The following is a 21,847-nucleotide window of genomic DNA, read 5'->3' as shown; positions in this document are numbered from 1 at the left end:
GATACCCCTTGACTGGGTGGAGGCGGTGATCCTACTATTTCGTATAGCAATAAATACTTTCCGCAATACGAAATAACGAGGAGGATTAGATGTTCCAGCACAATACGACGCCGGTGACCCCGACGCCGGCCACCGCACCCGCCGCCCAGGAGTTCTACCTTCCCCGGGGCGGCGGAATTGATCCGGACTTCCACGTGCCGGCGGACAGGGAACACGTTCCCGGCCGGATCTCCCGCTGGATCGCCGCGATCCCGGGCTTCGGCCGCCAGCGCTCCTAGCGCAGTACACCTGGCAACGCGGGTCCGGGCCGCTGCCCGCCGCGCAAATTCACTCCCGCCGCGCAGATTCCCTGCCGCGCCCCAGATAACGGGGGCGTCAGGGAATCTGCGCGTCGCAGGCCAGGGAGCGCGTCGCAGGCAACGGCGCCGCCGGGGCAGAGCGATTCAGGCCCGCGCCTGCCGCGCCCGACGGCGGCCCAGGATCACTGCCAGCACCACAACGACCAGCAGGACTGCCAGCTGGCCCCACGGCACTGCTGCCGTCGATGCGGCGGCCGTTACCTCGGTACCGGGGCTGCCGGCCACGGACCACGGCTGAAGGACTACTGTGGCGTTCCCGGCAAATATGGGCCAGGTCCCCGGCAGGGTCACGGTCCGGGTGCTGCTTCCGCCGGGGATCAGTTCCGCCACGGCGCCGGAGGCCGCTCCGGCCCCCAGCAGGCCGGACGCGTCCACGTTTTCGTCGGCCCGCGCGCGGACGTTGCCGTTATTGGTCACGGTATAGGTGACTTCGGGTGCCACCGGTGCGAACGGGTTCCACGCGGCCGGGTAGTTGACGGTGACGTCGGAGATGGCCATCGCGATGGTTTCCTCACCGGCCACCCGCACGTTGAGCCGTGTGGCCAGGCGCCGGTCAAGTTTCACCGTGCCCTGCGCAGCAGCCGAAACGAACGAGGTCACCACCCCGCCCACATGGTCGCCTGGGCTTGCATCGGCGGGGACAGCCAGGCTGAACGGGACTTCCCGGGCCGCACCGGGTTGAACGGTGATGGTTGCGGCGTCTGCCGCGAACCAGCTGCCCACGCCGGCCGCGGCTGTGGCGGCCGGTTCCAGGTCAAGATGCCCGCTCGCGGACGTCACGCCGTCGGCCGCATAAACAGCGAGGTCCAGCGGCGTGCTGCCCAGGTTGGTCACCACCAGGGTGTCCTGGATGGTGGCACCGGGGTCCAGGGTGTAGGAGAAATTGCTGCGCTGCGCGGCGTCGGTGCTGCCGGGCCGGATGCTCCAGGAGAGTCCGTCTGCGGTGGTGCTGGTGGCGGCGAGTGCCTGCGCCGGCAACGCGCCAGCCAACAGGGCCAGGAGGCTGATGAGGACGACGGCGGCTGTACGGTACATGGGTCCTTCAAGGGGGAGGGGGCAGGGGCCGCCCGGAATCGGACGGCCCCGGCCATGGGTTTGTATCAGTCGCTCAGCGCGGTGATGGTGAGGGTTGAGGTGTAGGAACCTGCAGCCGTGCCGGCAGGTGCCAGCAGGTTGAGCGCGGCGTTGACGTCAACGGATCCGGCGGTGTGCCCGTTGCCCACCGATGCCAGGACAGCGGAGCTGCCCAGGCCCGGAGCGGCGGGAGCCACTGCCGCACCGGCGGCTGCACCCACGGTGTTGTTGGCCAGCGCCGGGGCCCAGCCCAGGGCGGATGCCGCGAAGGAACCGGCGCCGGAGGTGAACCCGGAGACGCTGCCGCTCAGCGACCAGCCCGACTGCCCGGAGCGCGTGTCCGTCACGGTGATGGTGGGCAGGGCGCCGGTGGCAGCAAACGATCCGGCCTGGTTCTGCTGGGCGCTGCCCAGGTTCACGGCGCCGGTGCCGGCGATGCTCCACTTGAACTCTTCGGGAGTGGTGGGGGTGGTGACGGGGACGTCGACACCGATTTCCACTGCCTGTGAGTCGTCGGACGGCTCCGGGCTGGGGGTGGTGGGTGCCGTCCAGGAGGCCGCCAGCGGGGCAGCGACCTTCTTGGGATCGGCGCCGCCGCCGGAGGAGTACCAGTAGCTTGCCTGGCCGGTCAGCTTCTGGAAATCGATGTACGACTGCGGGAAAGCACCGGCGTTGGCGCCGGTGGTGACCTGGTTGTCCACACCGGTCACCACAACGCCGCGGTAAACGGGAGTGCCGCTGAAGCCGCTCGCGGTCAGGCTGGCATCCGTGAACTTGGCCAGGTCGATCACGCGGGGGCTGATGGCCTCCCACTTGGTGGTGTCCTCCATGCTGGCGCCGTAACCGCTGGCGGTGGCGGTGAGGGTGGCGGTGCCGTCAGCGTTGACCGTCAGTTCAGGATCGGAGGCCGTCCAGTAGGTCAGGCCGCCGTAGAACACCGCTGTGAAGTCGCCGTCCCACTGCACTTTGGCGGTACCGGCAGCGGCGTCCACCACACCGGTTCCCGCGGAGAGGACCACCTGGTTATTGGTGCTGCTGCCGGGGGCCGGCGTGACGGGGGTACCCGCGGCGCCGATGCATTTGGTGGCCCAGGTGGGGGCTACCTTGGTGGCGTTGGCGCCGTCCTTTTCGATGCTGACGTTCCCGGCCGATGCGGCGTAGAAGCCGTCCGCCTCGGTCCAGACACGGCTGGAACCTGTGTTGCCGGCCTTGCCTGCCGACAGGTAGTTGCAGCCGCCGAAGTAGGAGCCGCCGCCGGCTTCCTGGCTCAGGCCCCAGCGCAGGGTGACGTCGGTGATCGAGCTTTCGGCGGCCTGTGCTGCGGGGGCAAAAACCCCGCTGAGGGCGGCCACAGCGGCCGCTGTGCCGAGGGCTGCTGCAAGGCGGCCGGTTGCGGAATGTCGTTTCATGGTTCCTCCGTTGATGCGTTTACGGGATGCGATGGTTTTCCTGAAGCCCCGCCGCGGACAGCGGCGGGAGGTCTTTTGGTGCCGGGCAGGACCAGCCAGCCCCGGCGGAAGCCCAGCACGGCGATGCCGGCCAGGGCGAGAAGGCCTGCCAGTGCCCATAGGAAGGTGTCCCGGAGGTTCACCAGATCCTGGGCCGTGGCAGGAGGTATCAGGCTGTTGCCCAGCCAGGTCGCGGCGGCTGCAACGGCAGTGACCGGCCCGGCCACGGCGGGCAGGACTGTCGGGGCCGCTGCGTCGGTGCGGGGAACGGGGGCGGGGCCGACCGCCGTCGGCCGCGGATCCTGGCCGGACGCGGAGCCTGTGCCCGGTGCCGCTTCCGGCGGCGTAACGGCCGGCGGTTGGACGGGGACGGGGTTGGCCGCGTCATAGCTGACGTACAGGGGCAGGGCCGGTTTGGCGTAGTCGCGCAGGCCCCCGGAGGAGTACCAGTAGGCCTGCTGCCCGGTGTTGCCCTGGAAATCGATGAAGTCCTGTGGGAAGGCGCCCCAGTCCGCTCCGGTCCTGGCCTGGGCCGGTCCGTCCGCTCCGGGGGTGGTGGCAACGCCGCGGTAGTCCGGGATGGCGGTGATGCCGTTGGCGCCAAGCTCCACGTTGGAGAGGGTAGCCAGGGTGATGGTGGTGGGCGCAAGTTCCACCCACTTGGCGGCGTTGGCCCGGTCCGAGCCGTAACCGGAGGCCGTGGCGGTCAGGGTTCCCTTGCCGTTGGCGATGTTCAGTTGCGGATCCGTGGCCCACCAATAGGTCAGGCCGCCGTAAAACACCACGCTGAAGGAACCTTCCCACCCCAGCTGTGCGGTGCCGGCGGCGACGTCCACCCGTCCGGAGCCGGAGCCGAAGACCACTTGCGCGCCGGTGCCTTTTTCCGCCGGACCGGTGCCCACCGCACGGCCGGCAGGGTCCTGGCATCTGTCGTTCCACGTGGATGTTTCCCAGGAACCGCTGCTGGTGGGTTTCTGGATGGTGACGTTGCCGCTTTGGGGGCTGTAGAAGCCGTCGGCCGCCGTCCAGGGCCGGGAACTGCCTGAGTTTCCGGGCACGCCGGCGGACAGGAAGTTGCAGCCGCCAAAGAAGGAGCCGCTGCCGGCTTCGGTGTTGATGCCCCAGCGGAGCTGGCCGGTGGTGGTGTTGCGGTCACCGGTGGCGGGGATGGTCACGGAAATTTCGACGGCGGATCCACTGCCGGTGCCATCCCCGGCGTTGCCATCGCTGGCAGCTGCGCCCGGCGGGGCCAGGCCGGCCAGGGCGCCCAGGGCCAGGGCGGCTGCCGCCGTTGCGGGCCGCCACCATCCGGCGCTCACGCTGTGGCCGCCGGGGTGTTTTCGCGCCGGGGTTTGGTTGCCCGCCGCCGCAGGATGGCGGTGACCAGCGACGTAAGCACCAGAAGGAGCAGGATCCCGCCCGCTGCCAGCACGGCGGAAAGCGGCCACGACCAGCCCGTCCCGGCGTCTGCGGTGGAGGTCTGCGCGTTGAGGAGTGCGGCGTCGGCCACCACGGAGAATTCCGCCTGTGCCGTGGTCCCGGACGCTGCGGCAGCCACCTTGATGACGTGGGTTCCGGCGCGCATGTCTGCGGGAAGCTGGACGGCGCCGGCCACCTCGCCATGCTGCCCGGCAACCAGCGCCCCCGCTCCCACCAGGCCGGCGCTGACGCTGGCGCTGACCTGTTCACCCGGCAGGAAGCCCCGGGCGTTGAAGGTCAACACCCGTCCGGCGATGATGGTTTTGCTGTCCACGCCGAGGGAAGCAGGGCCCGCCGGGACCGCACCCGGTGCAGCCGCCGCGCCGGGGACTACCGAGCTGCCGGTTCCTTGGGCCGCGCCGGCCTGCGCCGTTCCGCCCGGGGCTGCTCTGCCGGGGGCCGTGTTCGCTTCCCCGGTTGCCTGCCCCGTGAAACTGATGGGCGTAAAGCTTTCATTTTCCGGGTTGGCCACGCCATGGGCGCCGATGGTGATGATGCCGCAGGTGACCGCCAGGCAGTCCACGGTTTTGCTGGCGCCGGACCTGTCCAGGGCGGAGAACGAGGCCCCGGGGATGGTCAGCTGGACGGACCAGGCCCCGTCAGTACCGAGCGTCCCGCCATTGGCTGAAGCGGCGGTACCGGAACCGGGAAAGGCGATAAAGCGTTGGTAGCCCTGGTTGTCCCTGGCTTCGCTGTCCGGAACGTAGAGGAGGTCAGTGCCGGTTTTGCCGCCCGCACTGGGCTGCCAGGCGCCGTCGCTGACCCAGCCAAAAAATACGTAGACCCCGCCGAAGCCGCCCTGGATGGATTGGAATCCGTTGCCGGTGAGGCTCACGGTGGTGGGACTGCCTGCGGCCGCCTGGTTGCCGCCCAGCGGTGAGCTGATGCTGACCCTGCCGGCGGCCCGGGCTTCCGTGCCGGCCGCAAGCTGGGCGACAGGCAGGGCCATGGCGCCCAGGGTGATGGCTGCCGCAGCCGCGGCGGCGCGCCGGCGGAGGGGGAACTTCATGGCGTTTCCTTTGATGCAGGGACAAGGGGTGCAGGGAGTGGTGCGGCGGGACGCAGCGGCAGGACCGCCAGGCCCCCGGAGCCGGGGTGGTCGATAACCACCACAGGATGCTGGTACACCTCTTCCAGCAGCTCCGCGGTCAGGACCTCGCGGGGGCTGCCTACGGCCCGGACCTTGCCCTGCTGGAGCAGGACGATGCGGTCCGCGTACGCGCTGGCGAGGGACAGGTCATGCAGGACCACCACAACGGCGGCTCCTGAGTCGGCCCGGCGGCGGACTTCGCTGAGCACCAGCTCCTGGTACCGCAGGTCCATGGCCGCGGTTGGTTCGTCCAGCAGCAGCACCGCCGTTTCCTGCGCGAGGGCACGGGCAAACGAGGTGCGGGCCATCTCCCCGCCGGAGAGCGAGGGGAAACTGCGCCCCGTGAGGTTCCCGGTCCGGGTGCGGGCCACTGCCGTGCTGACGGCCCGGCTGTCGCCGGTTTCGTGGCGGGTGTTGTGCCAGGGTGCGCGACCCATCTCGACCACCTGGGCCACGGTGAACGCGAACGACACCCTGGCTTCCTGCAGCTGGACGGCACGGTGGCGCGCCAGGTGGGCCACCGGAATCTTGTCCAGCCTGGTGCCGCCGAGTTCCACGTGGCCTTCCGAGCAGGCCTCGTCCCCGGCCAGTGCCGCCAGGAGTGTGGACTTGCCGGCCCCGTTGGGGCCCACCAGCGCTACGACCTCGCCGGCATGCACAGCCAGGTCGATGCCGGCCAGGATGCGGGTTCCGGCCAGGGTGACCCCCACGCCGAAGGCTGCCAGGGCAGGCGCGGCCGTGGTCTCCCGGGTGGGCGGGGTTTCCGGGTTGGCCCGGGCAGCAGGGACGACGGCGGCCGGCGCCCCGGTTCCGGCGCTCACTGCCAGCCGCCCGCACCGCGGCGGGTACGCCGGATCAGCCAGAAGAAGAACGGGCCGCCCACCAGGGACGTCAGCATCCCGATGGGCAGGTCAGCGAACGGCACCAGGGTGCGGGCGGAGGTGTCCGCCGCCAGCAGGAGGAGCGCGCCGCCCAGGGCGCTGGCCGGCAGCAGGACCCGGTGTCCGGGGCCCACAACCATCCTGATGATGTGCGGCACCACCAGTCCTACAAACGCGATGATGCCGGCGAAGGCGACGGCGGCGCTGGTCAGGATGGCCACCAGGACCACCACCTGGATCCGCAGGCGTTCCACATTCAGGCCAAGGTGCCGGGCCGGGCGCTCGCCGAGGGACAGCAGGTCGAGCTTCCCCGTAAACAACAGGGCGAGGGCAATGCCAACAATGGTGATGGGCCCAACGATGGCCACATGTTCCCACCGGGTGCCGTTCAGGCTGCCCAGCTGCCAGAAGACAATCTGCTCGCGGGCCGACGTGTCGGCCAGGAACGTCATCAAGGCAATGATGGCTCCGCCCACGGCGTTGACGGCGATCCCGGTCAGGACCAGGGTGACCACCTCCGTGCGGCCGCCCTGCCGTGCCGTCACGTAGACCAGTGCCGTGGCAGCGAGCCCGCCCAGGAAGGCGGCCACCACCAGGGTCCAGTTGCCCAGGAAGTCCAGCTGGAAAACGATCGCAATGCAGGCGCCGGCCGCTGCGCCGGAGGAGACGCCCACCACGCCGGGCTCGGCCAGCGGGTTGCTGAACACACCCTGCATCAGGACTCCTGCCGTGGCCAGGGCGCTGCCGATCGCCAGGGCCAGGACCACCCTGGGGAACCTGATGGACCACAGCGCGGACTCGGCATACTGCTGTTGGGGGAGGGGGCCGGCGGGGATGCCGATCCGGTGCAGGACCGAGCCCAGCACCTCACCGGCGCTGATGCCCATCTGGCCCAAGCCTGCGGAGACAAAGACCAGGACCAGGAGCGCCGCGGCCAGCGTGCCGAACAGGAGGCCGGTGCGGGTACGGTTTCCGGCCGGCGTGGTTGGAGCCTGTGCTGCGCCGGTTCCGGTGCCCGATGGTGCAGGCAGGGTCCCGGGGGCGTCGAGCTTCAGGGGCGCCGGCAGCGCCGTGACGGATTGGCGCAGCCCGACGCCGGTCATCCTGCGACCGCCGCGGACGTGCTGGCCGGCGCGTAAATGGCAACGGACAGGGCTTCCAGGACGCTGGCGGTGTTGGGGCCGAAGCTCAGGACGTCGTTGTCCGCCATGTCCACGATCCGGCGCTTTTCCCCGGCCGGGGTGTGGGCAAGCGAGGGGACGCTGGTCAGCAGCCCGTCCACGCCGTCCACCGATTCCAGGCCCTTGGTCATCATGAGCACCACATCCGGCCTGGCCGCCACCAGCGCCTCATCCGTCAGCGGCTGCATGCCCTGCATGCCGGTTTCCGCTGCCACATCCACTCCGCCCAGCGCCGTGATGAGCGAATCGGTACCCGACCCGGGCCCGAACAGGTAGTAGATGCCGGACTGGCCGCGGGCGTAAAGGAATACCATGCGCAGCTTCCTGCCGTCGGGCGGCGTGATCCCGGCAATGGCTGCCGTGATTGCGCTGATGGCGTCGGCGGTCCGCGCGGCCAGCCGATCGCCGTCGGCCGGCACGCCCAGGGCGTCGGCCACCTGCTTGATGAGTGGTCCCACGTTGTCCATGGACCGGTGCGAATCAACCACCACCAGGGGAATCCCGGCTTCCCGCATCTGCAGGACGGCATTCCACGGCCCCAGGCTGGAATCGGTGATGATCACTGTTGGTGCGAGTTCCAGGATGGCTTCGGCGCTGAGTTCGTGGCCGTTCTGCGTCACCAGCGGCAGGCCGGCGATTTCCGGGAAGCCTGAGCTCACGTCACGGCCCACCACGTTGGCGCCCAGTCCCAGTTCGAAGACCGTGCGGGCCGTGGTGCCGTACAGGTCGATGGCCAGGATCCGGCTGGTGTCCGCCACCGTCACCGTGGTGCCCTGGCTGTCCGTGACCGTCGCGGGCAGGACCTGCTCCTGGGGGGAATCCAGCGGGTCAAGGTCCGGGCTGTTGAGCACGGCCGTCGAGGGCCCCACATAGGCCTGGGGATCCTCGAGCACCACGGCATCGCGCAGGGCCACGCCCGGCTTACTGCCAGCGCCTGCCCCGGCAGTTGAACAACCGGCCAGGGCAAGGCACAGGGCGACGGCGGCCACCCACCGAAGGGTCCCGCGCCGGCGGGCAGGGGCTGCTGTCGCACGCCGTGCTGCGGCGTTGACAGCACGCACTGCCGGTCGTTGCGGCTGGTTTTTGAGCATGGTTCTCCCCCGAAGATGGGCATGCTAAAGCCGCACCTGGACGTGTGTTTTATTGGATTCAGGCCGCTGAACAGGCATGATGCAGTCCTGCTGGCGCTAAGGTGAGGCTAGCCTAACATTAAGTTTCAGCATTACGTCACAAAACTCTTACCTAACTCCGAAGAGTGTGACAGAGTGTCATCAAACGCCCCGACCGTGGCGATCCGACCACCCTCACTGGAGTCTCCATGACAGAATTTTCCGAACAGCTCAAGGCGCATACGGCTGCCGCACACCAGCACGCCGAGGACGCCGGATTCGTCACCGAACTCCTCGCCGGCAGGCTGGACCGGGGCCAGGTCGGCGCGTTGCTGCTGCAGAACCTGATCATCTACCGCGCCCTCGAGGAGGCGCTGGCTGCCAACCAGGACCCGCGCCTGCAGGCGTTCGCCGATCCGGCACTGGCACGGGTGCCCGCCCTGGAACAGGACCTCCAGGTGCACTTCGGTGCAGGCTGGGAGAGCTTGCCAGCCGAGGCCAACCTGTACGTGACGCCCGGCGCCCGGGCGTATGCGGACCAATTGGCCGCGATGGGGCCCACGTCCGTGGCATATCTCCTGGCCCACCACTACGTCAGGTACCTGGGGGATCTTTCGGGTGGCCAGATCATTTCCACCCTGGTCCAGCGGCACTACGGACTGGGTCCTGAGGGGCTGAACTTCTACGCCTTCGACGGCGTCGGCAAACTCAAGGCCTACAAGGACGCCTACCGGCAGCGCCTGGATGACGTGGAGCTCTCCGGATCGGAACGCGCCGACGTACTGGCCCACGCCGCCGCCGCGTTCGAAACAAACCGGCAGGTGTTTGTGGATCTGATGGCGCACCGGCTGGGGTCCGGCGTCCCCAGCTGAAACCGACGCGCAAATTCACTGCCGACCCGCATATTCCCAGGCGCACCCGGAATAACGGGGGCGCCAGGGAATCTGCGCGTCGAAAAGTAAACTGCGTCAGGATCCCGGCTTACCCGGCCATTGCCGGCTGGCCCAGGGGTCGTAGTCGGCGATCAGTTCCTCCTGAGCCGGACGCTCCGCCTCCGGAATGTGCTGCAGGTTCACCCGGACCCGGTACCAGAGCGAGCTGGAGCCACGCATCCCGTCCACCAGGACATCCGCCGGCTGCAACGCGGCGACGATGCCGGCGTGCCGGGACTTCCATTCCCCGAGGGCGGCCAGCGCCTCCGGCTTGGTCCGGGTGCGGGCCACCTCCACCAGGGGCATCACCGACTGCCGCCGGCCGGACCCGTCCCCACTGCGCGGCGGCTTTTCCGCGGGCCCGAGTTCTGCGGCCAGCGCCAGCAGCCCGTCGAGGCGGCCCACCGAGGAAGCGATACCGGCGTGGGGATCGCCAATGGCTGCGAACCGTTCCAGCACGGTGCGGACGGTGAACTGCGCGGGCAGGGCGGTACGGACTTCGTCCCAGGTCAGCGGCGTGGAAACCCGCGCGTCCGGCAGGGCCCGGACGGAATAGGCAGAGGCCACGGTGCGGTCCTTGGCGTTCTGGTTGAAGTCCACAAACACGCTCTCGCCGCGCTCCTCCTTCCACCACCGCGCCGTGGCCAGGCCCGGGGCCCGGTTCGCCACCTCGCGGGCCAGGGTCTCGGCAGCCAGCCGGACGTCCCGGTAGGACCACTCCGGGGCGATGCGCACCAGGATGTGGAGTCCCCGGGAACCGCTGGTCTTCGGCCAGCCGGCCAGGCCGACGTCGTCCAGCACCTCCCGCACCACATACCCGACGTCCACGATCCGCGACCAGTCCACGCCGGGCATCGGGTCCAGGTCCACCCGGAGTTCGTCCGGGTGTTCCAGGTCCTCCGCGCGCACCGGGTGCGGATTCAGGTCCAGGCAGCCAAGGTTGACCACCCACGCCAGGCCCGCAGCGTCCCGGATCACTGCCTCCTCCGCCGACGTGCCGGACGCATAGTGCAGCGTGGTGGTGTCAATGAAGGCGGGATGGTTCTCCGGCACCCGCTTCTGGAAAAACGGCTCGGCGTCGATGCCCTTGGGGAAGCGCTTGAGCACCATGGGCCTGCCGCCGGCGCCCCGCAGGGCACCCTCAGCGACGGCCACGTAATACTTCACCACATCCAGCTTGGTCAGCCCGGGTTCCGGGAACACCACCTTGTCCGGGCTCGAGATGCGGACCTCGGCACCGTTAATGGTGAGGACTTCAGCCGGCGTCTTCGACGGGGTCATGCGGCCACGCTAGCAGCCAGGTCAGCCGGCAACCAGCCTTCGCGCCGCCGTCGAATGTTCCGCGATCAGCCCGGCAATGTCGAGGCCCGGGATCTGGCCGTCCACCACCCGCCACTGGCCGCCCACCATCACCCGGTCCGCACGGTCGGCGCCGCAGAGCAGGAGGGCAGCGATGGGATCGTGGCTGCCGGAAAACCGCAGCTCATCCAGGGTGAACAGGGCCAGGTCCGCCTGCATCCCGGGTGCCAGCTGGCCCAGTTCCGGCCGGCCCAGGACCGCCGCCGAGCCACGGGTGGCCCAGCCCAGGGCGCGCTCAACGGGCACGTCCGCGCCGTAGCGGAGGCGCTGGAGGTAGAGCGCCTGGCGTGCTTCCAGGATCATGTTCGAGGCATCGTTGGACGCCGAACCGTCCACACCCAGCCCCACGGGGACGCCGGCGGCCTCCAGTTCCAGGACCCGGGCGGTGCCCGAGGCCAGCCGCATGTTGGAGGTGGGGCAGTGCGCGACGGCGGTGCCCGCGGCGCCCAGCCGGCGGATCTCGTCGTCGCTGAAGTGGATGCCGTGGCCCAGCCAGGTGCGGTCCGTCAGCCAGCCGACACTGTCCAGGTAGTCAACGGTCCGCAGGCCGAACATCTCCCGGCAGAAGTCTTCCTCGTCCAGGGTCTCTGCCAGGTGCGTATGCAGGCGGACGTCCAGGCGGCCGGCCAGCAGGGCACTTTCGGCCATGATTTCCTTGGTGACCGAGAACGGAGAGCACGGGGCCAGGGCAATCTGGATCACGGCGTCCGCACCCCGCTCGTGATACTGGCCGATCAGCCGTTCGCTGTCCGCCAGCACCACCTCCGGAGCCTGCACCGTGGACTGTGGCGGCAGGCCGCCGTCGTCCGTTCCCAGCGTCATGGACCCGCGCGTAAGGGTGGCGCGCATGCCAAGCCGCCGCACAGCCTCCACCTCGATGTCGATGGCGTGTTCCAGGCCGTCCGGGAAGAGGTAGTGGTGGTCCGCGGCGGTGGTGCACCCGGACAGCAGGAGCTCGGCCAGGGCCACTGTCGCGGCGAGTTCGAGGTCCCGCGGTGTCAGCCGGGCCCATACGGGGTACAGGTTCTGCAGCCACGGGAACAACGGCGCGTTGGCCACGGGCCCCCAGGCGCGGGTGAGCGTTTGGTAAAAGTGGTGGTGCGTGTTGATCAGGCCCGGCATCAGGACGTGCCGGCCGGCGTCGAACGTGGTCTCGCAGGGCGTGGCGGGCTGCTGGCCCGCGGCCAGGACCTCCACGATCACGCCGCCGCTGACCACTATGCCGCCCGAGGCGTCCAGGTGGTTGGCGGTGAAAGCCGCCTGCGGGTTCCGGATCCAGAGGCGCTGGTTGCCGGCGGAAGGAGTGGGCTGGGTCATGGGGCTGTCCTTGTCTGAGCGAAGCGGCGGTAAATCCAGCTCAGTGAAGCCCTGTCTGCTGATCCAGGTGACCGCAGCGATGTGCGGCTGGGTCCAGCGTAGGGAACGCCGGCGGTGGCCGTCAACGGCCCGAATGTGACCGGCCGGTCTGTTGGCGGGAGGGACGGGCGGACCGGGGCCTGGAACGGCGGCTTGAAGCGGCGGCGGAAATCCCACGCCGTGAGCCAGCCGAAACATGAATTTCACATTGCGAAATTAAGTTTCCAGAAACTATGGCGCGGACCACAGGTGTGGTGCTAATCTCAATTTGCCAAAGGCGGGCACCCGGACCCCGGGAAGCTATCTACCAGGCGCAACTTAACCTTCACAGCAAATGCTGAAGCCTGGTAACCGTCGCACCTGGTCCCCTTGGTCCTGCACCCGGCTATCCGGCTTCCCGGCAAAGGGAGTCGCATCATGAGTACCACCGTCACGGCCGAACAGTTTTTGGCCAGATCCATCAGGCTGGCAACAGCCAACGTCCTCAACAGCGGCGGGCCCTTCGGCGCCATGATCGTCACCGCGGACGGAAAGACGTTTGATGGCGTCAACCGGGTCACCGCGGACAACGATCCCACGGCCCACGCAGAAGTCACCGCGATCCGCACCGCGTGCCGGGAGCTCGGCACGTTCGACCTCAGCGGAGCCGTCCTCTACACCAGCTGCGAGCCGTGCCCCATGTGCCTCGCCTCGGCCCTCTGGGCCCGCGTGGAACGGGTGGTGTTTGCCGCCGGCCGGCATGACGCCGCCTCCGTGGGATTCGATGACGCAGTCTTTTACGAGTACTTCGAAAACCAGGACCGGGATGCCCTGATGCCCGTGTCCAAACTGGTGCTGGCCGGCCCCGACGCCCCGGCGCCGCTGGAGCCGTTCAACACCTGGAACACGCTCGAATCCAGGATTGATTACTAGGCCCGGTGGCTGAGATGACTATTTTGGACAATTCACACGGGGAGCAACCGGCTCCGCAGGCACGCACCACCCAGGCGCCCACGCCGCCGGAAAATTTCCTGGACCGCTTCTTCCAGATCACCAAGCGTGGATCCACCCTGGCCCGCGAATTCCGCGGCGGCCTGGTCACGTTCTTCACCATGGCGTATATCGTGATCCTCAACCCCCTGATCCTGGGCGGGTTCAGCGCGGACAACGCCCCCACGGATGTGGCCGGCGGCTGGCTGTCCGCCGCACAGGTGGGCGCCGTCACCGGCCTCACCGCCGGCGTTATGACCATCCTGTTCGGGCTGGTGGCAAACCTGCCGTTCGGACTGGCCGCCGGGCTGGGCATCAACTCCTTCCTGGCCGTCTCCGTAATCCAGGAAGTCACCTGGGCCGAGGCCATGGGACTGGTGGTGATCAACGGCATCCTGATCGTCCTGTTCGGCGTCACCGGTGCCCGGACCGCGATCTTCCGGGCCGTCCCCAAGGAACTCAAGGCCGCCATCACGGTGGGCATCGGCCTGTTCATCGCCTTCATCGGCTTTGTGGACTCCGGTTTCGTCCGGCCCACGGCAGGCGGCCCGCCCGTCCAGCTTGGCGACGGCGGCTCCATTACCTCCATCCCCACCCTGGTTTTTGTGGTGGGCCTGCTCGCCATGGGCATCCTCGTGGCGCGGAAGGTCCAGGGCGGCCTGCTGATCGGCATCGTGGCCACCACGTTCCTGGCAGCCGTCGTGGAAGCCTTCCTGAAGATCGGCCCGGCCAGCGCCACCAACCCCGGCGGCTGGCACTTGAACACGCCGGTCCTCTCCGGCCAGCTGGTCTCGGCACCGGACTTTGGCCTGGTGGGCCAGTTCGACGTGTTCGGTGCGTTCGGCCGGATCGGCGGACTCGCCGCCACCATGCTGGTCTTCACCCTGGTGTTCACCAACTTCTTCGACGCCATGGGCACCATGACCGGCCTGGCCAAGAGCGCCGGCGTCGCCCATAAGGACGGGACGTTCCCGCGCCTCAAGTCGGCCTTCATTGTGGAAGGCTTCGGCGCCGTGGCCGGCGGAGCAACCTCAGGATCCTCCAACACCGTCTATATCGACTCCGCGGCAGGGATCGGCGAAGGCGCCCGCACCGGCCTGGCGTCGGTGGTCACCGGTGTCCTGTTCCTGGGTTCGATGTTCCTCACGCCGCTCACCAGCGTGGTCCCGATTGAGGTGGCGGCCGCAGCCCTGGTGGTGGTGGGCGCCATGATGATGGCCCAGATCCGCGAGATCAAGTTCACCAAGTTCACGGTGGCACTGCCGGCCTTCCTCACCATCGTGACCATGCCGCTGAGCTACTCGATCGCCAACGGCATCGGGGTGGGCTTCGTCAGCTGGGCGATCATCGGCGCGGCATCCGGGAAGGCGAAAAAGATCCATCCGCTGATGTGGGTGGTCAGCGCCGGCTTCCTGGTCTACTTCGCCCGCGGGCCCATCAACGCCCTGCTGGGCGCCTGACCCGCGCGGTTCCTTCCCCCAACCACCCCTGACCGACGACAATATGGACACCACCGCCGCGCGGCAGAAGGAGCACCGACATGCTTGACCTGATCCCTTCACTGCGCGGCTGGGTGCCCACCGTTGCCAGCGGACCGTTCGCGGTGGCCACCATCGTGGCGGCCACCGGATCGGTTCCCCGGCCCGTGGGAACGTCCATGCTGGTCGCCGGCAGCGGGTCCATCCTGGGCAGCCTCTCCGGCGGCTGCGTGGAAGGCGCCGTGGTGGCGCTGGCCATGGCGGCAATGGACGACGCCGGCCCCCGCCGGCAGCGGTTCGGTTTCAGTTCCGCTGATGCCTTCGCCGCCGGGCTCACCTGCGGGGGCGAGCTGGACATCCACGTCGAGCCCGTCCCCGCCGTGGATCCGGGCGGGATGGCTGCCTGCCAGCCGCTCCGGACCGCGCTTGTGGCCCTGGCAGCAACCGGCCCGGACCAGCCCGTGGGACTGGTCCGGCGGCTGGCCGTCCCCGGCCGGCCAGGCCAGGCAGTGGTGGTCAGCAATCCCGGTGAAGCATCTGCTGTCCTGCCCGGCCTGGCGGAACTGTGCAACCAGCAGGACCGCCGGGCCGGAGCCTGGCCGGCGCCGCTGGCCCAGGCCGCTGCCCTGCTCCGCCGCGGCGGAGCAGGGCTGGTGGGGCTGACCCAGGCAGGCTCCTGCCCGCCGGACCTGCACAGCCAGGAGCCGGCGTCGGCCGTCCTGCTGGTGGAATCCCGCATCGCGGCACCCCGGATGCTGGTGTTTGGCGCCAACGACTTCGGCGCCGCACTGCTCCCCGCCGCCAAGCTGCTGGGCTACCACGTCACCCTGGTGGACGCCCGGCCGGCTTTTGCCGCCCAGCCCCGCTTCGCGGCCGCCGACCAGGTGGTGGCGCAATGGCCGCACCGCTACCTGGCCGATGAAGCGGCGGCCGGCCGGCTGGATGGCCGCACCGTGGCCGCCGTCCTGTCCCACGACCCCAAATTCGACCTGCCGCTGCTGGAAACGGCGCTGGCCCTTGACCTCGCCTATGTTGGCGCCATGGGGTCGCGCCGGAGCCACCTTCAACGGGTGGACGACCTGCTTGGCGCGGGAATCCCGGCGCACCGGATCGCCCGGCTGCATTCACCCATCGGACTGGACCTCGGCGCCGAAACCCCCGCGGAAGTGGCAGTGTCCATCACCGCCGAACTGATCGCCGCCCGCAGCCGTGCCGCCACCGGCATGCCCCTGCGCGAGGCAAGCGGTCCCATCCATCACCTACTCGCTGCATCTGCAGCCCCTATGACCCAGCAGGAGATCGCATGGACATGAACACCATTGAGGCAGTGGTTCCCACCGATGACCCCGCGCAGTGGCGCGACGGCGATGCCTGGCTGGCCGGCGGCACCGTCCTCTTCTCCTACGGCAGCTACGCGTTTGGCCCCGAGCCGCTCACACGCCTTCTCGACCTGGGCAGCGCCGGGTGGACGCCGGTCACTGTAACGGACACCGGAATTGAACTCGCCGCCACATGCACGGTGGCGGAACTGTATGCGCTGCCCGCGGCCGTGACCGGCCGTTCCTGGCCCGGGCTGGACCTCATCCGGCCCTGCTGCGACTCCTTTGTTGCCTCCTTCAAGGTGTGGAACATGTCCACCGTGGGCGGCAACATCTGCACCTCCCTGCCGGCGGGCCCCGTCACGTCACTGTGCGCGGGACTGGACGGCGTGGCCACCATCCTGGGCCCCGGCGGCTCCAGCCGGACCCTGCCGGTGGCTGACCTGGTCACCGGCGACGCCACCAATGCGCTGGCACCCGGCGAACTCCTGCGCAGCATCCACCTGCCGGCGTCGGCACTGTCTGGCCGGGTGGCATTCCGGCGACTGTCACTGAGCAACCTGGGCCGGTCCGGGGTGCTGCTGGTGGGAAGGCTCGACGGCGGGACCGCCCTGGTGCTGACCGTCACCGCCGCCACTACCCGGCCCGTCCAGCTGCGGTTCGAGGGCATCCCGGCGGCCCCGGCCCTGGCCGCTGCCCTGGATGACGCGATCGCCCCCGACCTGTACCACTCCGATATCCACGGCCTGCCGGACTGGCGCCGCGACATGACTCACCTCCTCGCCGAGGAGATCCGCGCCGAACTCGGCGCACCGGAAGGAACGCCCGGCCTGCAGGTCTCCGGCGACTTCTGGCCGCCGCAGCCCGGGTCCACGCCGACCGCAGCGGTCCCGCCAGGGCCCATCCCGGCTGGATCGATCCCGCCTGCGTCCGGCACCACCAACCAGGAAGGGGCCTGAGCATGGCCATCAGCATCAACGGAACGGCCGCAGACGCTGCGCCCCGCCCGGGCCAGTGCCTCCGGACGTTCCTGCGCGAGCAAGGCAACTCCGGCGTCAAAAAGGGCTGCGACGGCGGGGACTGCGGCGCCTGCACCGTCCACGTTGACGGCACCCCGGTGCACAGTTGCATCTACCCGGCAGTCCGGGCGGAGGGCCACGCCGTGACCACCATCGAGGGGCTGGCCGCCACCGCGGCCGAACCCTCGGAGTCTGGGCTCCACCCGGTCCAGCAGCAGTTTATGGAGCGGCAAGGCTTCCAGTGCGGGTTCTGCACCGCCGGCATGCTGATGACAGCGGCAACCTTCGACGCCGAGCAGGAAAGCAACCTGCCCCGCAGTCTCAAGGGCAACCTCTGCCGGTGCACCGGCTACCGGGCCATCGGGGACGCGATCTGCGGCCACGCCGGGCACCCCGCGCCGGAGGGGCCCGGCTCGGGCATCGCCGGGGACAGCCAGCCCGATCCGGTCCCCGGCCAGTTGGGCGACGACGTCCCCGCGCCCGCCAGCCGGGCAGTGGTCACCGGCGCCGCCCGCTACACGCTGGACCTCCCTGTGGCGGAGCAGCAGGCGCTGCTGCACCTGAAGATCCTGCGCTCCCCGCACGCCTCCGCCCGGGTCCTGTCCGTCGACGCCGCCGCTGCGCTGGAAATTCCCGGCGTCGTGGCCGTCCTGACCTCGGCCGACGCCCCGGAGCAGCTCTTTTCCACCGCCCAGCACGAACTTTTCACCGATGACCCGGACGACACCCGGGTCCTCGACGACGTGGTCCGTTTCATCGGGCAGCGGGTGGCCGCCGTCGTTGCGGAAACGGTGGCCGCCGCGGAGGCCGGCGTCCGGGCCCTGGCTGTTAATTACGAGGTGCTGCCTGCCGTGTTTTCACCGCAGGACGCCCTGCAGCCCGGCGCCCCGCAGGTCCACGGCGACAAGGACGGTCCCATCGCCCGGATTTCCCGGCCGGACCGCAACGTGGTGGCCGAGCTCCACTCTGAGCTGGGCAGCGTGGCGGACGGTTTCGCAGCTGCCGACTTCATCCACGAACAGACCTACCGCACCCAGCGCGTCCAGCACGTGGCGCTGGAAACCCACGCAGCCATCGCCTCCGTGGACCCAGCGGGCCGGCTCCAGGTCCGCACCTCCAGCCAGGTCCCCTTCCTGGTCCGGCGGACCCTCTGCCGTATATTCGGGCTCCCCGAGGACGGCGTCCATGTGGTGGCAGGCCGCGTGGGCGGCGGTTTTGGCGGAAAGCAGGAAGTCCTCACCGAGGACCTCGTGGCGCTCGCGGCCCTGCAGCTGGGCCGGCCGGTCCAACTGGAACTGACCCGCACCGAGCAGTTCACCGCCACCACCACCCGGCATCCGTTCACCATCGCACTGAAGGCCGGTGCCAGCGCCGACGGCCGGCTGACAGCACTGGAACTGGACGTGGTCACCAACACCGGCGCGTACGGCAACCACGGTCCGGGGGTGATGTTCCACGGCTGCGGCGAATCGCTCAGTGTCTATAAATGCGCCAACAAAAAGGTGGACGCGCACTCGGTGTACACCAATACCGTCCCGGCCGGGGCGTTCCGCGGTTACGGGCTCAGCCAGATGATCTTCGCCATCGAATCGGCAATGGATGAGCTGGCCACGGGCATCGGCATGGATCCGCAGGAGTTCCGCCGCCGGAACATGGTCCGGGAAGGGGATGACATGCTGTCCACCCAGCCCGAACCGGAGGAGGACGTCCACTACGGCAGTTACGGGCTGGACCAGTGCCTGGACCTGGTCCGGGATGCGCTGCAGCGCGGCCAGGACAGGTACCGCGAGGCCGGACTTGATGACCTTGGCCCGGACTGGCTGGTGGGGGAGGGCCAGGCGCTGTCCATGATTGACACCGTCCCGCCGCGGGGCCACTTTGCCCACTCGAAGATCCGGCTCCTGCCGGACGGGACGTACCAGGCCGACGTCGGCACGGCGGAATTCGGGAACGGCACCACCACCGTGCACGCCCAGCTGGCGGCCACCGCGCTCGCCACGGAGTCCACCCGTGTGCAGGTCCGGCAGTCCGATACGGACCTGATCGAGCACGACACGGGGGCCTTCGGCTCCGCCGGGACGGTGGTGGCCGGCAAAGCCACCCTGGCCGCGGCGGAGGAACTGGCCGTCCGGATCCGGGCGTTTGCCGCCGGGATCCGGCAAACCCAGGCCTCGGCCTGCGTCATCCACGGCGCCACGGTGGTGTGTGACGGAACCGACGTGCCACTGACGGAGCTTGCGGCGGCGGCCGCGGAAGCCGGCGTCGAACTTGCCGCCGAAGGGCGCTGGGGCGGCACCCCGCGGTCCGTGGCGTTCAACGTCCACGGCTTCCGGGTGGCCGTGAACCGGAACACGGGCGAGCTGAAAATCCTGCAAAGCGTGCAGGCAGCCGACGCCGGCGTGGTGGTCAACCCACGGCAGTGCCGGGGGCAGATCGAGGGCGGGATCGCCCAGGCGATCGGCGCGACGCTGTATGAGGAGGTGGTGGTGGACGACGCCGGCCGCGTCACCACCGACATCCTGCGCCAGTACCACATCCCCACCTTCGCCGACGTGCCCCGGAGCGAGGTTTACTTCGCTGACACCAACGACTCCACGGGCCCGCTGGGCGCCAAATCCATGAGCGAAAGCCCGTTCAATCCGGTGGCACCCGCGCTGGCCAACGCCATCCGGAACGCCACCGGGGTGCGGTTCGCGCAACTGCCCATCGCCCGCGACCGGATCTACCTGGGGCTCCGGGAAGCGGGCAAGGTCCCGGCGGCGGAAGCGGGGGTGGGGCAGGGGCACCTGGTTTCCTGACCCCCGTCGCCCCATCACCCCTCCTCGTTGCCCTATCACCCCTCCTCGTTGCCCTATCACTTATGGTCCCCATTCGGCCGGATGGGGACCATAACTGATAGGGCAACAGGGGGTGGGGCGGTTTCCGGAATTCAGCCGCCGCCGGGCCAACCCCTATAGTCGGGGGATGGAACAGCGGATTTTAGGCAGGACCGGACGGAACGTCTCCACCGTGGGGCTGGGCACCTGGCAGCTCGGCGCGGACTGGGGCAACGTGGACGACGCGCAGGCGCAGGAGCTGCTGGCGGCATCGGCCGAAGCCGGCGTGACCTTCTTTGACACCGCTGACGTCTACGGTGACGGCAAAAGCGAGCAGGCCATCGGCAAGTTCCTCAAGGACAACCCGGGCCTGGACATCACGGTGGCCACCAAGATGGGCCGGCGGATGGACCAGAAGCCGGAAAACTACACCCTGGCCAACTTCCGCCAGTGGATTGACCGGTCGCGGAAGAACCTGGGCACGGACACCCTGGACCTGGTCCAGCTGCACTGCCCGCCCACGCCCGTCTACAGCAACGCCGAGGTCTACGACGCCCTGGACACCCTGGTCTCGGAAGGCGCCATCCGGAACTACGGCGTCAGCGTCGAACGCACCGACGAAGCACTCGAAGCAATCCGTCATCCGGGCACCGCCTCGGTCCAGATCATCCTCAACGCCTTCCGGCTCAAGCCGCTGGACGAGGTCCTGCCGGCCGCCAAGGCAGCCGGGGTGGGCATCATCGCCCGCGTCCCGCTCGCCTCCGGCCTGCTGTCCGGCAAGTACAGCAAGGACACGTCGTTCGCGGACAACGACCACCGCAACTACAACCGCGACGGCGGCTCCTTCGACGTGGGGGAGACCTTCTCAGGCGTCGACTACGCCCTGGGCCTCAAGGCCGTGGCGGAATTCGAGCAGCTGGTCCCGGCCGGCGCCAGCACCGCCCAGGCAGCCATCGCCTGGATCGCAGCCCAGGACGGCGTCACCAGCGTGATTCCCGGTGCCCGTTCCGTGGAGCAGGCAACGGCCAACGCTGCCGCGGCCACCGTCAAAATCGATGAAGAGTTCGACGGCGGCGTCCGCTGGATCTACGACCACTACTTCCGCGAGGCCATTCACCCGCGCTGGTAACCGGCCGCCTCCGGACCGGCCAACAGGTGCAGCTGGTCCGGGGTGTCCACGTCCTGTCCGTCTGACAGGTCGCTGCAGTCCACCTCGTCCACGAGCTCCGGGTGTGCGCGCAGGAAGCCGCGCGCCCCGGCGTCGCCCGTTATCGTTGCTGCCACCGCAGTACGCAGCGAGGCGTCGATCAGCAGCGGATGGCCGCGGCGAAGCCCGCCCGGGGCAGCAGGTTCCCGATAAGCGGCGGCGGTGATCCGGCCCGGCCGGTGCTGCCCGAGGAGGCGCCGGACCGTATCCGGCAGCAGGCCGGGCTGGTCCACCAGTGCGATCAGCAGGTGGCCGGCCGGGCCTGCGGTGTGTTCACCCAGCAGGTAGGAGCCGCCCATGCCCGTTTCCCACGCGGCGTTGACCACCACGCGGCAGGCGGCGAGGTCAGCGGCCGCCGCCACCTTGTCCGCGCCGGCGCCCAGGACCACCACCACGTCGCTGCAGCCGCCACCGGCCAGGGCGGCGGCAGCGGCTTCCACCAGCGGCCGGCCCCGGTAGGGCAGCAGGGCTTTGGGGCCAAGCCCCAGCCTGCTGCCACTGCCGGCGGCCAGCACCACGCCGATGGTCCGCGGTTCGCCGTTGTACTTCATGGGCCCAGACTATCCGGCGCGGCTCCCGCTCAGGAGTCGCCGCCGGCGCCGCCTGTAGTGCCGGCCCGCACGTCCAGGAGCTTGTAGCGGTCCATGGCGTACGACGGCGCGCCCTCCTCCACGTCGCCCCTCGCCGCGAGCAGCTGCAGGGTTTTCACCACAATCGAGTGGGTGTCGTTTTTGAAGAAGCGGCGTGCTGCTGCGCGGGTGTCGGAGAAGC

19 protein-coding genes are annotated in these 21,847 nt (G+C 69.4%); 8 read left to right on the top strand and 11 right to left on the bottom strand.

Going from position 1 to position 21,847, the window contains the following annotated elements:
* The first annotated feature begins 89 nt into the window (after nt 1–89).
* Nucleotides 90–278, top strand: a complete 189-nt coding sequence (locus QRN07_RS17165; RefSeq protein ID WP_050685129.1) for a hypothetical protein — start codon at nt 90–92, stop codon at nt 276–278.
* A 165-nt stretch (nt 279–443) separates the two neighbouring features.
* Here QRN07_RS17165 and QRN07_RS17160 read toward each other — a convergent pair whose 3' ends face one another.
* From QRN07_RS17160 to QRN07_RS17130, 7 genes are all read right to left on the bottom strand, one after another.
* The gene (locus QRN07_RS17160) at nt 444–1,394 is read right to left on the bottom strand and encodes a WxL protein peptidoglycan domain-containing protein (RefSeq protein ID WP_285241716.1); all 951 of its coding nucleotides are present in this window, start codon (nt 1,392–1,394) and stop codon (nt 444–446) included.
* A 65-nt stretch (nt 1,395–1,459) separates the two neighbouring features.
* A complete protein-coding gene (locus QRN07_RS17155) occupies nt 1,460–2,842 on the bottom strand; it encodes a hypothetical protein (RefSeq protein ID WP_050685131.1) in 1,383 nt (460 codons plus the stop codon).
* Nucleotides 2,839–4,200, bottom strand: a complete 1,362-nt coding sequence (locus QRN07_RS17150) for a hypothetical protein (protein WP_285241715.1) — start codon at nt 4,198–4,200, stop codon at nt 2,839–2,841. The genes QRN07_RS17155 and QRN07_RS17150 overlap by 4 nt, the downstream gene beginning before the upstream one ends.
* On the bottom strand, nt 4,197–5,369 hold the full coding sequence (locus tag QRN07_RS17145; protein ID WP_285241714.1) for a hypothetical protein: 1,173 nt from the start codon (nt 5,367–5,369) through the stop codon (nt 4,197–4,199). Before QRN07_RS17145 ends, QRN07_RS17150 begins: the two co-directional genes overlap by 4 nt.
* On the bottom strand, nt 5,366–6,271 hold the full coding sequence (locus QRN07_RS17140) for a heme ABC transporter ATP-binding protein (protein WP_285241713.1): 906 nt from the start codon (nt 6,269–6,271) through the stop codon (nt 5,366–5,368). Before QRN07_RS17140 ends, QRN07_RS17145 begins: the two co-directional genes overlap by 4 nt.
* Nucleotides 6,268–7,434: a FecCD family ABC transporter permease gene (locus QRN07_RS17135; protein ID WP_285241712.1), complete on the bottom strand. Its 1,167-nt coding sequence runs from the start codon at nt 7,432–7,434 to the stop codon at nt 6,268–6,270. Before QRN07_RS17135 ends, QRN07_RS17140 begins: the two co-directional genes overlap by 4 nt.
* Nucleotides 7,431–8,426: a heme/hemin ABC transporter substrate-binding protein gene (locus tag QRN07_RS17130; RefSeq protein ID WP_231686036.1), complete on the bottom strand. Its 996-nt coding sequence runs from the start codon at nt 8,424–8,426 to the stop codon at nt 7,431–7,433. Before QRN07_RS17130 ends, QRN07_RS17135 begins: the two co-directional genes overlap by 4 nt.
* 404 nt (nt 8,427–8,830) lie before the next feature.
* Between QRN07_RS17130 and QRN07_RS17125 the strand changes: the two genes are divergently transcribed.
* On the top strand, nt 8,831–9,493 hold the full coding sequence (locus tag QRN07_RS17125) for a biliverdin-producing heme oxygenase (protein WP_285241711.1): 663 nt from the start codon (nt 8,831–8,833) through the stop codon (nt 9,491–9,493).
* A 96-nt stretch (nt 9,494–9,589) separates the two neighbouring features.
* Here the strand turns inward: QRN07_RS17125 and ligD are convergent, their stop codons facing one another.
* Together ligD and QRN07_RS17115 are read right to left on the bottom strand one after the other, a co-directional pair.
* A complete protein-coding gene (gene ligD, locus QRN07_RS17120) occupies nt 9,590–10,834 on the bottom strand; it encodes a non-homologous end-joining DNA ligase (RefSeq protein WP_285241710.1) in 1,245 nt (414 codons plus the stop codon).
* A 21-nt stretch (nt 10,835–10,855) separates the two neighbouring features.
* On the bottom strand, nt 10,856–12,229 hold the full coding sequence (locus QRN07_RS17115; protein WP_050685137.1) for an 8-oxoguanine deaminase: 1,374 nt from the start codon (nt 12,227–12,229) through the stop codon (nt 10,856–10,858).
* A 456-nt stretch (nt 12,230–12,685) separates the two neighbouring features.
* Here QRN07_RS17115 and QRN07_RS17110 point away from each other — a divergent pair, with 456 nt between their 5' ends.
* The 6 genes from QRN07_RS17110 to QRN07_RS17085 all read left to right on the top strand — a co-directional run bounded on the left by QRN07_RS17110 (nt 12,686) and on the right by QRN07_RS17085 (nt 20,998).
* Nucleotides 12,686–13,180, top strand: coding sequence for a nucleoside deaminase (locus tag QRN07_RS17110; RefSeq protein WP_050685138.1), 495 nt, complete (start codon nt 12,686–12,688; stop codon nt 13,178–13,180).
* A gap of 14 nt (nt 13,181–13,194) precedes the next feature.
* Nucleotides 13,195–14,697 (top strand): NCS2 family permease, encoded by a 1,503-nt coding sequence (locus QRN07_RS17105; RefSeq protein WP_050685139.1) that lies wholly within the window; start codon nt 13,195–13,197, stop codon nt 14,695–14,697.
* An 80-nt stretch (nt 14,698–14,777) separates the two neighbouring features.
* Entirely contained in the window at nt 14,778–16,028 is a 1,251-nt protein-coding gene (locus QRN07_RS17100) for an XdhC family protein (protein WP_285241709.1), read from the top strand.
* A complete protein-coding gene (locus QRN07_RS17095) occupies nt 16,019–16,993 on the top strand; it encodes an FAD binding domain-containing protein (protein WP_285241708.1) in 975 nt (324 codons plus the stop codon). The genes QRN07_RS17100 and QRN07_RS17095 overlap by 10 nt, the downstream gene beginning before the upstream one ends.
* Before the next feature lie 2 nt (nt 16,994–16,995).
* Nucleotides 16,996–19,851, top strand: a complete 2,856-nt coding sequence (locus tag QRN07_RS17090; RefSeq protein ID WP_285241707.1) for a molybdopterin-dependent oxidoreductase — start codon at nt 16,996–16,998, stop codon at nt 19,849–19,851.
* A 166-nt stretch (nt 19,852–20,017) separates the two neighbouring features.
* Nucleotides 20,018–20,998 (top strand): aldo/keto reductase, encoded by a 981-nt coding sequence (locus tag QRN07_RS17085; protein WP_056601181.1) that lies wholly within the window; start codon nt 20,018–20,020, stop codon nt 20,996–20,998.
* Here the strand turns inward: QRN07_RS17085 and nboR are convergent.
* Complete coding sequence (gene nboR, locus QRN07_RS17080; protein ID WP_285241706.1) at nt 20,983–21,627, bottom strand: nicotine blue oxidoreductase; 645 nt, start codon at nt 21,625–21,627, stop codon at nt 20,983–20,985. The genes QRN07_RS17085 and nboR overlap by 16 nt on opposite strands.
* A 29-nt stretch (nt 21,628–21,656) precedes the next feature.
* The coding region (locus tag QRN07_RS17075; RefSeq protein ID WP_285241705.1) for a hypothetical protein at nt 21,657–21,847 on the bottom strand (191 nt) is incomplete at its 5' end.

The organism is Pseudarthrobacter sp. MEB009 (assembly GCF_030208875.1).
Lineage (GTDB): Bacteria > Actinomycetota > Actinomycetes > Actinomycetales > Micrococcaceae > Arthrobacter.
The sequence above is the reverse complement of the archived record's forward strand: the minus strand, read 5'-3'. Positions and strand labels throughout refer to the sequence as shown.

Bases quoted from the DNA above. Each gene is read 5' to 3' on its own strand.
- QRN07_RS17165 (WP_050685129.1), top strand. From the start codon at position 90: ATGTTCCAGCACAATACGACGCCGGTGACCCCGACGCCGGCCACCGCA.
- QRN07_RS17160 (WP_285241716.1), bottom strand. From the start codon at position 1,394: ATGTACCGTACAGCCGCCGTCGTCCTCATCAGCCTCCTGGCCCTGTTG.
- QRN07_RS17155 (WP_050685131.1), bottom strand. From the start codon at position 2,842: ATGAAACGACATTCCGCAACCGGCCGCCTTGCAGCAGCCCTCGGCACA.
- QRN07_RS17145 (WP_285241714.1), bottom strand. From the start codon at position 5,369: ATGAAGTTCCCCCTCCGCCGGCGCGCCGCCGCGGCTGCGGCAGCCATC.
- QRN07_RS17135 (WP_285241712.1), bottom strand. From the start codon at position 7,434: ATGACCGGCGTCGGGCTGCGCCAATCCGTCACGGCGCTGCCGGCGCCC.
- QRN07_RS17125 (WP_285241711.1), top strand. From the start codon at position 8,831: ATGACAGAATTTTCCGAACAGCTCAAGGCGCATACGGCTGCCGCACAC.
- ligD (WP_285241710.1), bottom strand. From the start codon at position 10,834: ATGACCCCGTCGAAGACGCCGGCTGAAGTCCTCACCATTAACGGTGCC.
- QRN07_RS17115 (WP_050685137.1), bottom strand. From the start codon at position 12,229: ATGACCCAGCCCACTCCTTCCGCCGGCAACCAGCGCCTCTGGATCCGG.
- QRN07_RS17110 (WP_050685138.1), top strand. From the start codon at position 12,686: ATGAGTACCACCGTCACGGCCGAACAGTTTTTGGCCAGATCCATCAGG.
- QRN07_RS17105 (WP_050685139.1), top strand. From the start codon at position 13,195: ATGACTATTTTGGACAATTCACACGGGGAGCAACCGGCTCCGCAGGCA.
- QRN07_RS17100 (WP_285241709.1), top strand. From the start codon at position 14,778: ATGCTTGACCTGATCCCTTCACTGCGCGGCTGGGTGCCCACCGTTGCC.
- QRN07_RS17095 (WP_285241708.1), top strand. From the start codon at position 16,019: ATGGACATGAACACCATTGAGGCAGTGGTTCCCACCGATGACCCCGCG.
- QRN07_RS17090 (WP_285241707.1), top strand. From the start codon at position 16,996: ATGGCCATCAGCATCAACGGAACGGCCGCAGACGCTGCGCCCCGCCCG.
- QRN07_RS17085 (WP_056601181.1), top strand. From the start codon at position 20,018: ATGGAACAGCGGATTTTAGGCAGGACCGGACGGAACGTCTCCACCGTG.
- nboR (WP_285241706.1), bottom strand. From the start codon at position 21,627: ATGAAGTACAACGGCGAACCGCGGACCATCGGCGTGGTGCTGGCCGCC.